The 13,322-nt window shown below is 39.2% G+C and carries 10 protein-coding genes and 4 pseudogenes; 1 reads left to right on the forward strand and 13 read right to left on the reverse strand.

The window, feature by feature from the left end; genetic code table 11:
• Positions 1–162: 162 nt before the first annotated feature.
• The 5 genes and pseudogenes from B4W83_RS08875 to B4W83_RS08890 all read right to left on the reverse strand — a co-directional run.
• Complete coding sequence (locus B4W83_RS08875; protein WP_000652060.1) at positions 163–1,347, reverse strand: hypothetical protein; 1,185 nt, start codon at positions 1,345–1,347, stop codon at positions 163–165.
• Positions 1,344–1,937 (reverse strand): ABC transporter ATP-binding protein, encoded by a 594-nt coding sequence (locus B4W83_RS08880; RefSeq protein WP_000939894.1) that lies wholly within the window; start codon positions 1,935–1,937, stop codon positions 1,344–1,346. The genes B4W83_RS08875 and B4W83_RS08880 overlap by 4 nt, the downstream gene beginning before the upstream one ends.
• A 32-nt stretch (positions 1,938–1,969) precedes the next feature.
• Positions 1,970–2,188 carry a hypothetical protein gene (locus B4W83_RS08885; RefSeq protein ID WP_033605204.1) on the reverse strand — a complete coding sequence of 73 codons (219 nt, stop codon included), beginning with the start codon at positions 2,186–2,188 and terminating at the stop codon, positions 1,970–1,972.
• Between the two features lie 145 nt (positions 2,189–2,333).
• Positions 2,334–2,438 (reverse strand): annotated as a pseudogene (locus B4W83_RS13940) (IS5/IS1182 family transposase); the annotation flags it as partial.
• Positions 2,439–2,543: 105 nt separating this feature from the next.
• A pseudogene (locus tag B4W83_RS08890) lies at positions 2,544–3,173 on the reverse strand (transposase family protein); the annotation flags it as partial.
• Between the two features lie 37 nt (positions 3,174–3,210).
• Between B4W83_RS08890 and B4W83_RS08895 the strand changes: the two are divergent.
• Positions 3,211–3,420, forward strand: a pseudogene (locus B4W83_RS08895) (FAD:protein FMN transferase); the annotation flags it as partial.
• A gap of 99 nt (positions 3,421–3,519) precedes the next feature.
• Here the strand turns inward: B4W83_RS08895 and B4W83_RS08900 are convergent.
• From B4W83_RS08900 to B4W83_RS08935, 8 genes and pseudogenes are all read right to left on the reverse strand, one after another.
• Complete coding sequence (locus B4W83_RS08900) at positions 3,520–3,777, reverse strand: DUF896 family protein (protein WP_000371282.1); 258 nt, start codon at positions 3,775–3,777, stop codon at positions 3,520–3,522.
• Between the two features lie 41 nt (positions 3,778–3,818).
• On the reverse strand, positions 3,819–5,855 hold the full coding sequence (glyS, locus tag B4W83_RS08905) for a glycine--tRNA ligase subunit beta (RefSeq protein ID WP_000164729.1): 2,037 nt from the start codon (positions 5,853–5,855) through the stop codon (positions 3,819–3,821).
• A 211-nt stretch (positions 5,856–6,066) separates the two neighbouring features.
• Complete coding sequence (glyQ, locus tag B4W83_RS08910) at positions 6,067–6,984, reverse strand: glycine--tRNA ligase subunit alpha (protein ID WP_000038752.1); 918 nt, start codon at positions 6,982–6,984, stop codon at positions 6,067–6,069.
• A 367-nt stretch (positions 6,985–7,351) separates the two neighbouring features.
• A complete protein-coding gene (locus B4W83_RS08915) occupies positions 7,352–8,113 on the reverse strand; it encodes a hypothetical protein (RefSeq protein WP_000429571.1) in 762 nt (253 codons plus the stop codon).
• Between the two features lie 272 nt (positions 8,114–8,385).
• A complete protein-coding gene (locus B4W83_RS08920; RefSeq protein WP_001099665.1) occupies positions 8,386–9,228 on the reverse strand; it encodes an aldo/keto reductase in 843 nt (280 codons plus the stop codon).
• 113 nt (positions 9,229–9,341) lie between these two features.
• Positions 9,342–10,733 (reverse strand): peptidoglycan-N-acetylglucosamine deacetylase PgdA, encoded by a 1,392-nt coding sequence (gene pgdA / locus B4W83_RS08925; protein ID WP_050543749.1) that lies wholly within the window; start codon positions 10,731–10,733, stop codon positions 9,342–9,344.
• 234 nt (positions 10,734–10,967) lie between these two features.
• On the reverse strand, positions 10,968–11,567 hold the full coding sequence (locus B4W83_RS08930; RefSeq protein WP_000998388.1) for a DUF6088 family protein: 600 nt from the start codon (positions 11,565–11,567) through the stop codon (positions 10,968–10,970).
• Positions 11,568–12,170: 603 nt separating this feature from the next.
• Positions 12,171–13,146 (reverse strand): annotated as a pseudogene (locus tag B4W83_RS08935) (Rpn family recombination-promoting nuclease/putative transposase).
• Positions 13,147–13,322: the final 176 nt, after the last annotated feature.

Below are 13,322 nucleotides of genomic sequence, written 5' to 3' on the forward strand. Positions count from 1 at the left end.
CTAGCTATAAGCTAGTTGAAACATCTAATTTTTAGGAGGGCTGGGTGGCTAACTTCATTATAGAACTTTCATTGTATTTTGGCTTGGTTTCCACATCAAAAAGAGAGAACCAAGTTGATTCCCTCTCTATATTAGTTTTTACTTATTTTCCGTATAGAAATGCTAGAATCTATTAAAAACTTCCCTTTTACGTGAATTTCCCCATCTTTCGATAAATAAAATCCCCACTAACAAAAGGATAATCAGGCAAGGAAGTAAGACTATCCCCATGCTCCAATTCAGATTGACATTATCAATTTGCTTAGGTAATCTTCCAGATAAAATCTCCACTGAACGCAAGTAAGTAAAGGGAATCAGATGTGTAATCTTTTGAAGAGGCTGAATTGTTTGGATGCCAAACAATAAGCCAACAATCCCAATGAGTGAAAGAAAAAGGACAGGCATTTTTTGCTTGAAAAAGTAAGCAATCAAATACACGACTTCCACAATGACGATAAAGGCTAAGAAAGCTAAGAACAAGCCAGGAAATAACACATCTTGTATCTTTCCAATAGTTAGCTCTTGATTCGCTAAGCTATAAATTGGGTAGGGATAATCTAACTGTCCAAAACCACTTATCAGACTTCCCGCTAGAAAAGAAAATCCACAGATTCCGATAAACAGCACAGTTACATAGCCCACTCCAACTCCAAGAGAGGATAAAGCAAATGTCACTTTTGAAAAAGGATATAAGTGAGCTGTGTCCAGATGATTTTGATATCTTTCTGCAAATAGTTGCGTTAGCATAAAAATAATAGCAACCACAAACAAGCTTGGGATGATAGCCTCTAAAATCCAGACAATCTGGTCAATCCCGTGGGTCGGAAACTCCAAAGTATGTGCTTTTATGTTCAAGGGATACAGGGCTTGGTAAATCTTTCGTTGGCGGTCAACCGCCATTTTAAAGTCAGAGCTAGCAGTCGGTTCATTTGACATAACTTCATAATTCTTCTCTTCATCTTGCCACTGCAAATAATAGGCTTCTTTCCATCGTCCTTCTTTTAGTAAAGTCAAAATTTCTTTCTTTTGCGTTAAAAAATTTTTTTGCAAGTCTAAATTACTTTTAACACTCTGGTATTCCTCCGAGCTGGTGTCAGACATTTGGGAAAGCTTCACTTCATTTTCATTGATGATTCTCTCATATTTTACAACACTGGTTTCCAACTCGCTCTCCAAGCTGTGTGAGTTTGCAGTCTGACTATTTAAATAAAAGGTAACACCGAGTACAGATGCAAATAAAAGTAAGATAAACCAGTTTAAACGACTTTTGAAAACTTTCTTTAATAAAAATAGGCTAATATCTTTCATAACGGAACCTCTTCTATCTGCCCCTGATGAATGGTTATTACTCTATCGCAGACATCAACCAACTCTTCCTTATAGTGGGAACTTAAAAGAACCAGCTGTTCTTGTCTATCGATTTGTGCTAGCCTATCAAAAAACTTCTGTCGATAATACTCATCTAAGCCATTTGTAATCTCATCCATAAGCCAGCATTTGGCCTGACTGAGGAAATACATGGCAATCACCAAGCGTTGCTTCATGCCTAAGGAATACTTGCGAATGGGAAGGCTGACATAGTCCGACATTTCCCAATAGGCAATTTCATCCCTCAAGTTCAGACCTGACTTCCAGATGTTTTTGATAAGACGAAGGTAGTCCATCCCACTTAAGTTTCCATCCAGCCATTCAACGCTCTCATAATAAAATAAAGAAGGAGGAGCTGCGATATGTCCACTACTTATGGGAATTAAGTTGCTAATGGTGCGGAACAGGGTCGTCTTTCCAGAGCCATTGATAGCAAGAACGCCATAAATACTGCCCTTTTCAAAGGTGAAATCTACATCTTGTAAGATGACTTGTCGCGTTTTTAAGGTCACATGAGTAAGCTGTAACATATCCAGTCCTCCTTTTTCTCACTCTTTAAGGATCAATAGCCTCCTTTGTAATGGTTTACTACCTCATAACGATCGTAGTTCCAGCCTCCGCCAACTTTATACTCAGAATAGCTATAATAAGAAGACCATTCCGGAATGACAATATATCCATATCTGTGGTAATTCATACTATACCTATAGTAGGTATTCCAATCATAGCGATAACTTTTAAGAACGGTCTTAGCAGATACACTGGACTGAAGAAGACCAATAGATTATAAACTAACTAATTAAACGATTTTTGCTAATTTTTAATGATTTTATATCATCAATATCGAAGACGCTTTCATTATATCGTTTTTATCATTATTATGCAACAGATTTTTAGTTTATTTTACTACTAGACTTCCTGCAAAACTAGAATCCTAGTTCATGATTGATAATACCAGCAATCAAATTAATTCGTAATCCGAAGCGTTTACGATGATTTCGATAGGTTGTTGAAAACATTTTAAACGTTTTTATAGTGAAATGAAATAAGAACAGGACAAATCGATCAAGACAGTCAAATCGATTTCTAACAATGTTTTAGAAGTAGAGGTGTACTATTCTAGTTTCAATCTACTATACTCTGTCAAAAATATTCTCAACCTTGATTCTCTCCTTAGATAGCGCATGGTTACAGGCTTTATCTTCAGCTGTTAGCAGCTTGAGTTTGCTGGATTTACGTGGAGTTTGCGTGCGACTCATTTTGAACAACTTCATATCATGACAATAGTTCACAGTGATCTCCAAAGAAACAATTCTCCCTTGACTTGTGACAATCGCTTGAGCCTTCATAGCGTGGCATTTCTTTTTACCAGAATAATTCGCTAATTCTTTTTTTTTAGGGCGATTGATTTTTACTTCCGTCGCATCAATCATTACCGTGTCCTCAGAACTGAGAGGAGTTCTTGAAATCGTAACACCACTTTGAACAAGAGTTACTTCAACCCATTGGCTCCGACGGATTAAGTTGCTTTCGTGAATACCAAAATCAGCCGCAATTTGTTCATAAGTGCGGTATTCTCGCACATATTGAAGAGTGGCCATAAGAAGGTCTTCTAGGCTTAATTTAGGTTTTCGTCCACCTTTTGCGTGTTTAAGTTGATAAGCTGTTTTTAATACAGCTAACATCTCTTCAAAAGTGGTACGCTGAACACCAACAAGGCGCTTAAATTGTGCATCAGTTAGTTGTTTACTTGCTTCATAATTCATAGAACTATTCTACCATATATTGTTTCGCAGGAAGTCTAATCAAACAGGATATCCTGTTGAAACGGAACTAGCGAGTCTAACAATCATCTCTGATAAATCAGTCGATGGCGAAATCTGAACGACTCGACTCTTTGGAGAAAGACATGCTTCTATCCTCTGGCAAGTCGAAAGTTTTGAGGGCATCGAAGCCATCCTCATCGATAAAGAAGGTCACCTAAGCTGTTCTTCAGGAATTCCTACTCTATAGAGACAACTGTTTCAATGGAGTTTTAAAATTGTATTATGTAAAAAGAGAAAGGAAATCTCATGTTATAGTCATTTAGTTTTAAAAAAGAAAGAATACATATTAAGAATTTGGATCATCGAGACTACGGCCATGTAAACCTTTTTCACGTTGGGCTTGGCGTAGTTTTTCTGGTGTAACATCGTTCCCTTCTTCGTCCACAATTTTGATTCCTTCAATATGGTGACGAACAGTACGACGATAACCTTCGATGTACTCCTCACGTAGTTTGGCTTGTTCCACTTTTTCTTCTGGTGTCAATCCTTCTGCTTTTTTCTTTTTAGCAAGCTCGTTGATACGAGCAATTTTTTTCGGATCCATTTCTTCTCCTTTATGATAAGATAAACTCCGCTTGACTGAGTTTATTTAGTGTTAATTTGGTTAAAACGAGCAAGCTTAGCTGCTTTTTGAGTTAAATGAGACAAGATTGCCAAACGATTTTGACGGACTGCTTCATTTTCAGCCATAACCATGGTATTCTCAAAGAATGCATCAATGACTGGACTAAGCGCAAAGAGCTGTTTCAATTGCTGACTGGCAGTCCCTGACAAAACGAGTGATTCTACTGCTTCTGCCAAGGTTTTCTCTTCTTCATTCTCAAAGAGAGCTAAATCAACTGTAGCAACCCCTTCTGCCTTCTCAGCCAAGTTAAAGGCACGAGAAAGTGATTCAACAGATGGTTTAAAGTCTTCTTCCTTGCTTGCTTCTACGAGAGCACTTGCTGCTTCCAACATATCTGCCACAACAAAGTTTGATCCTGCAAGAACGGCTTCCTTGATATCTTTTGGAGTAGATCCCATCATCTTATCAACACGAGCTTTGATAAAGTCCATCACTTCTGCCTTATTTTCATAAGTCAAACTATCGAAATTCAAAGCATAAAGGCTATCAATCAGTTCATCCATAGCAATGTGCCAACCAAGGGTATCCAAGATACGAACCACACCTTGGGTCGCGCGACGAAGGGCATAAGGGTCATTAGAACCTGATGGGATCAAACCTACTGAGAAGAAACTTAAAATCGTATCTAATTTGTCTGCAATAGCAAGTACTGCACCGACCTTGCTCACTGGAAGATCGCCGTCAGCAGATGTAGGCATGTAGTGTTCCCGAATAGCAGCTGCCACTGCTGGAGTTTCACCAGCAAGAAGGGCATATTTCTCCCCCATAATTCCTTGGAGCTCGTCAAATTCACCAACCATACCTGTCAACAAGTCAAACTTGTAAATGGCTGCTGCACGAGCTAGGTCAACTGTTTCATCCGCTGATAAACCTGCTTTTTCTGCCAAAAGTACAGCGATTTGACCCGTACGAATCATGTGTTCACGAAGGGAACCAATCTTCTCGTGGAAAGTGACATTGTTTAATTTTTCAACAAGGTCAGAAATCACCAATTTTTGGTCTTCACGCCAGAAGAATTCTCCGTCTTCCAAGCGGGCTACCAAGACTTTTTCATTTCCTTTGATGACATTTTCCAAATGTTCTGCGTTTCCGTTACGAACAGAAATGAAGTTTGGCAAGAGTTTACCATCTTGATCACGGACAACAAAGTAACGTTGGTGTTCCTTCATTGAAGTCACCAAAACTTCTTCTGGAACTTCAAGGTATTTAGCATCAAAACTTCCCATAAAGGCAGTTGGGTATTCAACCAAGTTCAAGACTTCATTCAGCAAATCAGCGTCAATCTCGATACCTACACCATGCTCAGCTTCGATTGCCTTGATTTGGTCAACAATCATTTGCTCACGTTCACGTGGATCTGCAATTACAAACTGACGACGAAGGTCTTCTTCATAGCTCAAGGCTGACTGAATCTTGGTTTCTTGTCCCAAGAAACGATGGCCACGGCTCACACGCTCTCCCCTAATATCAAGGAAATCCAAATCAAACTCTTCTTCATCTAAAAGAACTGTTAAAGTGTGAACAGGACGAATGTATTCAAAGCTATTTCCAGCCCAGTGCATGCTGACAGGGAAAGTCAATGACTTCAAGACATCTACAACACCAGGAACAATGGCTTCAACTGCTTGACCAACTTCCTCCTTAGTGACATAGACATATTCTTCACCCTTGATTTCACGGAATTCGATATCTTCAACAGTCAATCCTTTTCCACGGACAAATCCTTGAGCTGCTTTGGTGAAATTTCCATCACTATCCAAGGCAATTTTCTTTGCTGGACCCTTGAAATCTTCTGTCAAATCAGACTGTTTGTCTGCAAGACCAGTTACACGAACAGCCAAACGACGTGGTGTTGAGAAGGTTTGAATAGCTTCAAAAGACAAGCGGTTTTCCTTGAGGAAGGCTGCTATTTTTTCTCCTAGTTGTTTTTCACTTGGTGTGACAACGTAGGCTGGTAATTCTTCAAGACCGAGTTCTACTAATAAGTTTTTTGTCATGTTTTTTCTCCGAAAAGTATCTTTTTATTTTCCAGTTTGCCTTATGTGATTGGCACGCAAGCAACCAACTTCGTTGTTTCATTGCTAAAATTGGAGCCAAAAGTCTCCAATTTTGCCTAGTATCCTTAGTTTCACTAAGGATACCTTCATCACTGCGGCAACTGGCTCAGGGCTCACTCTGTTCGCCCATTTTCGTAATTTGTCACTCTCTTTATTCTGCGTCTTCTGCTAGGAGTTTAGCTCTTGTTTCTTCATCCAAAAGTGGGTAGCCTAGGCGTTTGCGTTCTGCGACAAAGGTTTTGGCTACGACACGGGCCAAGTTACGGATACGAGCGATATAGCCTGCGCGCTCTGTTACAGATACGGCACCACGCGCATCAAGCAGGTTAAAGGTATGTGAACATTTGAGAACATAGTCATAGGCAGGGTGAACTAAGCCTTCTTCTAATGCACGACCAGCTTCTTTTTCAAACTTATCAAAATTTTCAAGCAACATTTCTTGATCTGAAATTTCAAATGAATATTTTGAGTGTTCGTACTCAGGCTGAATAAAGATTTCTCCGTATTTTACACCATCAGCCCACTCGATATCATAGACAGAGTCTACTTCTTGAATGTAAGAAGCCAAGCGCTCCAAACCATAGGTAACTTCCGCAGTCACAGGGCCAGTTGCTAATCCACCAACTTGTTGGAAATAAGTGAACTGGGTGATTTCCATCCCATCAAGCCAAACTTCCCAACCAAGACCAGCTGAACCAGTAGATGGATTTTCCCAGTTGTCCTCAACGAAACGAATATCGTGTTCCAACGGATTAATTCCCAATTTTTTCAAAGACTCAAGGTAAAGTTCTTGAATGTTTGACGGAGAAGGTTTCATAACCACTTGGAATTGGTGGTGCTGGTAAAGACGGTTAGGGTTTTCCCCATAACGACCGTCAGCAGGACGACGTGATGGCTCTACATAAGCCGCATTCCATGGCTCAGGTCCGATAGCACGAAGGAAAGTGTAAGGACTCATGGTTCCCGCACCTTTTTCATTATCATAAGCCTGCATAAGCATACAACCTTGGTCATTCCAAAATTGTTGTAAAGTAAGGATGATTTCCTGGAAAGTCAATTTTTTAGACATTGTTTACTCCTTTTTTATAAATTACTTGCGACACGAGTCTGCCTCGTCGATCATACGAGGCAAGACGAGTTAGTACTGCGTCTAGCTCAGGCACTCTAGTGCTGAGCGTGGGGCAGCCCGACTGTAAGGAGGTCTCTGCCACTGACGCAGTGAAATGTTAATTTCTTAGACATTGAATACTCCTTAATAAAAAATGATTTCTTGCGACACCAGTCTGCCTCGTCGATCATACGAGGCAAGACGAGTTAGTACTGCGTCTAGCTCAGGCACTCTAGTGCTGAGCGTGGGGCAGTCCGACTATAAGGAGGTTTCTGCCACTGACGCAGTGGAAAGTCAATTTTTTAGACATTGTTTACTCCTTTAGTTTTTATATTTCTTTTTCAATTAATTTCTGCTGAACAAACCAATTTAACAAGGGAAGAGTTTTATCTGTATTTGCCCATAGATAATAAGAATCGAAGACCGTTTGTACACTACCTAAATTTTCTACCAACTTATCTACTGTCAAAAAGCTGCGCCAGTATTCATAAAAAATACTTGCATAGTTCTTATCATAAGTCGAAGAACCAAAATCATTCAGTGAATGCCAACCATACTTCTTCTGAAAAAGTTCTACGAGAGATTGATTACAAATTTTTTCCGCTTGAAATTCCTCTTCTGTCAAGAAATACTTGCGACTAATATATTCAACCATCCCCTCTTCGAACCAGATATAAGAGTCGTAACCATCAAAATCATCTAAAAAATGCTCCGACCAATGAGCTAGCTCATGTCCTACAATCTGTAAGAGGAAATTTTCAGATAAAGAATGATAGTGACTTTCTATTGCTTGAGTTTGCTGAGAACACTTGTAGTCCATCAACTGATACAAATATAACTCTTTCCAAACAGCTAAATCAGGCGTCATAACCATTCGTCTATTATTTGTATAGGCTGGAACAGCGCTTTCCCTAATAATCTGTGTAGCAGCATTAAAATCTGACCAAATAACGGCTTGCGGTAAATCACAGACTGCAAGTTCATTCTTTAAAAAAGATTGATAATCTTTCAACTTTTCAGTATTTCTTACTACAAAATCACGAAATGTAGCTAGTTGACTATCGTCTTTTACAAGATAAAGGTTTTCCACGTCTCTCCTTTCTTTCACACAATAGACTGAATAAGCAAAAGAACCGCGTCCAACAATCCTAGGTTGATTTAACCTAGGGGCGTCAGAAACGCGGTTCCACCCTAATTTATTACTTCATTGTTTTTGAAAATACGACAGAAAGCGCCAGTTCTTTATTTTGCCCTACTTGGCTCCCACTATCCCAAGCTCGCTTGAAGAACGCCATAAGACTTTCTTTCCTGCTGACTATTATATCAAAAATTAGAATAATGTACAATTCTTTTTATGATTTTCTAGAAATCCATATCATCAACTCGTGGAGCACCATACTGAACAGCAATCGCTTTTAAGGTTTCTCGCTCCTCATGACTAAGTTCAATTCCGAAGCAATCAAGATTAGCCTGAATACGAGACGCTGTGACAGATTTCGGAAGCGGTAAAAATCCTTCTGCCAAGCTCCAGGCCAAGGCTATCTGAGCAACAGACTTTCCATGATTTGCTGCGATTTCTTGGACTTGCTTGCTATCAAACAGTTCTCCCTGACCAAAAGGTCCCCAAGCTTCCAATAAAATTCCTTTTTCTCTACAGTAAGCTACAACTTCCTCTTGATAGACACCTGGCGCCAAGCGGATTTGATTGACCGCCGGAAGAATTTTTGCTGTTTCAAGCAAGGCATCCAAATGATGGGGAAGAAAATTACTAACACCGATAGCACGGATTTTCCCTTCTTGATAGAGGTCTTCCATCGCTCTCCAAACTTCTGCATTTCGGATTTTCCATTGGTCATTTTCTCTGAGCGGTTTTGGGTTCGGCCAATGAATCAAATACAAATCCAAATAGTCCAAGCCCAGCTTCTCTAAAGACTCTTCAAAAGCCTGACAAGCTTGCTCATAGGTTTGCTGACTATTCCAAAGCTTGGTAGTTACGAACAATTCCTCTCGTGGAACTCCGCTATCTTGAATGGCACGACCAACGCTTTCTTCATTTTTATAAATAGCTGCCGTATCAATATGGCGATAAGCAGCCTTCAAGGCTTCTAACACTGCACGATAGGCTTCTTCTCCATCCTTAGCCTTAAAAGTTCCAAATCCCAATACTGGAATTTCTACTCCATTATTTAATTGATAGGTATTCATATGCTTCTCCTTCTATTTTATTTATCATTTATAGCATAATTTTTTTGCTAATTAGTACTATCTTCTGTAAAAAATAAGTCTATCACATATCTGACAGACCTATTTTTTCTTGCTTATTCATCACGACTATAATACAGCTCATGAGGTTTTAGGCGAGTATTGAGCATCTCTGGTATGGTCACAAAGGTATAACCTTGATTTTTCAAATACTCAATGACCCTTGGCAAGGCATTGACTGTCGGACTGTGAATATCATGCATCAAAACGATAGAGCCGTTAGCTACTTGATGCTGAATTTCCGTCAAAATAGCTGCTTCATTTTTACTCTTCCAGTCCAGACTATCCACATCCCACATGATAAAGCTCAAATCCAAGCTATTGCGAAGATCATCTGTAATAGCTCCATAAGGCGGGCGCATGAGTTTGGAACTAGAACCCAGCACTTTAGTTAGCGCATCCTCAGTATCAGTAATCTGCTTTTTAGCTTCATCAAGAGAAAGTTGCGAGAGAATCGGATGGCTCCAACTATGGTTCCCAACAACATGACCTTCAGATTTTATCCTCTTCACCAAGTCCTCATTCCCAGAAACATTTTTCCCAAGCACAAAGAAAGTGGCTTTAACACCATATTTAGCTAGAGTCTCCAATGCCTGTGGGGTCGTTGCTGGATTTGGACCATCATCAAAGGTTAGAGCGACAACTTTTTGATGTTTCTTATCAAAGTAAGACTGGTACAAGGCCGCATCTTTTTCGAGTAAGTACGAAGATTGGATAACATCAAAGAAAGTAGATACTGGTAAGGCTATCTCTTCTAAATTTTCAACCGCAGGACTCGGATAAAGGATAATCTGACTATCCTTATAATCAAAATTCCATGCAGATAAGTCTTGGTCGGAGAAACCTTTAACAATCTGATCACTCTGGTCTTGCTCCAATTTCTTATCCTGTAAGAAGGAAGTCAATTCTTTTATCAGCTGTTCCTTGGCCTTACTAGCATCTGAAAACAGTTGGTCAAGTGTAAAAGGTTGCCCATCTTCTGTTAAGTGAACCTTTCCTAGGCTGGTCTTTTCAGTCTCTTCAACCTTAAAATCAACTAAATCATAGATTTGTTTCGTCGCATTACGATTGACGACTCCCTTTAAACCTGACTCTTCTTGCTCTGTATAGTAGAAAACAAGATTGTCCTTACTTTCTAGCTTGTCCTTAATATCTTGATTTATCAGCTCCTTAACAGACGAAATCACTTGCTCCCCTTGGAGAGGATAATAGGTAATCACTTCGGTTTGTCCCTTACGAAAATGCTCCTTCTGATTTCCCTCACTCAATTGATCGTCTTTCTCTTTTTTGAGCGATTCAATCTTTTGCTCAAAGCTTTTTTGCTGATACATTTTAAAAACAATAAATCCGCCTAATAGGCAAATAGAAATTGCTAAAATACCAATCAAAGCCAATAATATATGTCTCTTTTTCCCGTGTCTGCCACGTCCCAGTCTACTTTTATTCATATTTATATCATAACAAATTTAAGCAATAATTTCAATGATACAGTTTGGCAATCCACAATTCCTCTAGCAAGCCAAAGCATCTCACATCAACTAGATCAGCCCTATCTATAGGAACCATCTAGTTTTCTATCTATGGAATTTCTAGTAGATTGAAGCTAGAATAGACACCGTCACTTCTAAAAACATTCTGAGAAATTGATTTATTTTTCCCAGTCGATTTATCCTCAAACATCCCTATACCTCTGATATTTTCTTGATAATACTATATACCCAGACACTTGTAGTTTTACCTTCAGCTAGTAATGTTGACTTTTCTTCTTCAGATAATTTTTTCCGTAAGTAGTCAATCCGCTGAGAAGTAATGTTCTCTTTCCCCATTGCCTTGACAGATTGTATCACCATTGCAGTTAAGGTTGACATATTTGAAATATCTCCATTATTTCTATGCTTAAATTCTATTCTTGCCTTACCAACATTAAAACTGGCATATCTTCCATCTGATATATAGATCCATTTTGCTGGTACCTGCGTAGATAGACCAAGTAAATTAAGGGCTGTGTTTCCCGATGGAGCAATGGTCCAATTATATTTTCTAGCAATAGCATCAGCAACTTCATCCACAGAGGCCATTGCATACTCTCCAATCAGTTCTATATATTTTGGTTTATAATAAATACCTTTCAAAATGCGAGTAACCTTTTTGTCTTTTACAAGACGATTTAATGTACTACGAACAGTTTCATATCCTACAATTTCAAAGAAATCATTTGCTATAAAAACTTGATTCGATTCAAAATTTTCTATCCTGTTTACTATTTCCTGCTTATCGTTCATCTATCGCACCTCCTTTGCACCGAATATGATGCTATTTTGGGTGCGAGAGTCATTTTATCAAGAGGGAACAGACCTCTTACAATTTCTTATGTAACATCTCTATCTATTTTATCCCATTTCTTATTTCAGTAATCGCTTGATTATAAAAATCAGGATAGTCAGCCGTATTTATTTCTTTTATATTGTAAAATGAAATAAGAATAGGACGATTCGATCAGGACAGTCAAATCGATTTCTAACAATGTTTTAGAAGTAGAGGCGCACTATTCTAGTTTCAATCTACTATAATAGAAATTACTTTGACTTTCCTGACTGATTTGTTTAGTTCTTATTTCATTCAGATATGCTATGCATTAACCAATAGCGGATACCTACGGAGAACTTGCCACTCAGATGTAGGACCTGCCCATCATACAAAAAAACAGACTTCATCCCACAAAGAGATAAAATCTGTTACTATTTTCTACACGATATTTCCTAATTTTTAATCCAGCAGTTGGTCTACTTGGCTGATGACTCGCTCGGTAAAGGGCTTGTTGCCAAAAAACTCCAACCACGGCTTGCGAACCTCGTCTTTGCTGGTTTCTCTGTATTTTTTAGGTCTTATTTATGATGCTCTTTCAATAGTTCTTCAAACTCAGCCACAGTCATGCCTAATTGCTCACTCGCAACCTCAGGTGTTAGAAGACCTTGACGAACTAGATTTGCTAAACTTACTTTTAATCCCTGTTCGATGCCTTCAGCTCGTCCACGTTCAATTCCCTGTTCAATGCCCTCAGCTCGCCCACGTTCAAGACCGCGCTCCAGTCCTTGTTCAATTCCTTCCGCCCTAGCAGTTTCTAAGGCATAGTCCTGTGCTAACATGGCTTGTTCTTCTCGCCTGCGTTGTTCACTAAACATTTTCTTATCCTCCTCGGACCAACTCTTGTAGTCCAGCAGTTGATCTGCTTGGCTGATGGCTCGCTCGGGGCGCTGGGTAAAGGGTTTATTCCCGAAAAACTCTAACCATGGTTTACGAACCTTGTCTTTGCTGGTTTCTCTGTATTTTTTTTAGTTCCAAGAAAGCCATCTTAACCAGATGGTTTTCCTGACCGTTATTTGTGATGGTTAAGACCTCACCTGTCGTGTCCTCTCGCATGCTAAAACTGTGGAAAGCCAAATCATCTTGAAAATAATTACTATCCACAATTGCAATAGCGTATACTGGTGCGATGTGTTTGTAGCTCTGGCGAGTATTGCCTTCTTGCTGGCGAATTTTTTCAAGATTTTGATTGACCTGACTGCACAGGTAAGCCCATAAACGATTGATGAAAAAATTCTGATGATGGACTTGGATTTCAATGATTACTTGAGTGCCATTATCCAACTCCGCCAAGACGTCTATACTGGTATAGAAATCCTGCGCCGAGTAGGGCAGGGAAGGCAAGACGTGAATGTTACTTCCCTCCAAAATCGTCACATTTTTTGCTGGCAAGTCCAGCATATCGCGAATAAATTGACAAGTGATTTCTGGATTGCTAAAAATTTTCTTAGCAACCAAGTCGTTGGTCGGGCTAATGCCCGGATGTCTTAGAATCATCCTTCTCCTCCTTCTATTATAGCACATTTTTTAATCTAATTTGCTAGATTTGATGCTTCTATCTATTTATTCGTAAAAGAAAGCTTTTCTTCAGAAGAAAGCTAATCGCTTATTTGAAATTTTTCCCCTCTGTTGGATAGTCCCGTCTATCTATGTTATAATCCCGACTTTATCAC

Origin of the sequence: Streptococcus pseudopneumoniae ATCC BAA-960 = CCUG 49455 (assembly GCF_002087075.1) — a bacterium.
Classification (GTDB): domain Bacteria; phylum Bacillota; class Bacilli; order Lactobacillales; family Streptococcaceae; genus Streptococcus; species Streptococcus pseudopneumoniae.

Coding starts and splice junctions, on each gene's coding strand:
- pgdA (WP_050543749.1), bottom strand. CDS start 10,733: ATGAATAAAAGTAGACTGGGACGTGGCAGACACGGGAAAAAGAGACAT.
- B4W83_RS08930 (WP_000998388.1), bottom strand. CDS start 11,567: ATGAACGATAAGCAGGAAATAGTAAACAGGATAGAAAATTTTGAATCG.
- glyQ (WP_000038752.1), bottom strand. CDS start 6,984: ATGTCTAAAAAATTGACTTTCCAGGAAATCATCCTTACTTTACAACAA.
- glyS (WP_000164729.1), bottom strand. CDS start 5,855: ATGACAAAAAACTTATTAGTAGAACTCGGTCTTGAAGAATTACCAGCC.
- B4W83_RS08900 (WP_000371282.1), bottom strand. CDS start 3,777: ATGGATCCGAAAAAAATTGCTCGTATCAACGAGCTTGCTAAAAAGAAA.
- B4W83_RS08920 (WP_001099665.1), bottom strand. CDS start 9,228: ATGAATACCTATCAATTAAATAATGGAGTAGAAATTCCAGTATTGGGA.
- B4W83_RS08880 (WP_000939894.1), bottom strand. CDS start 1,937: ATGTTACAGCTTACTCATGTGACCTTAAAAACGCGACAAGTCATCTTA.
- B4W83_RS08875 (WP_000652060.1), bottom strand. CDS start 1,347: ATGAAAGATATTAGCCTATTTTTATTAAAGAAAGTTTTCAAAAGTCGT.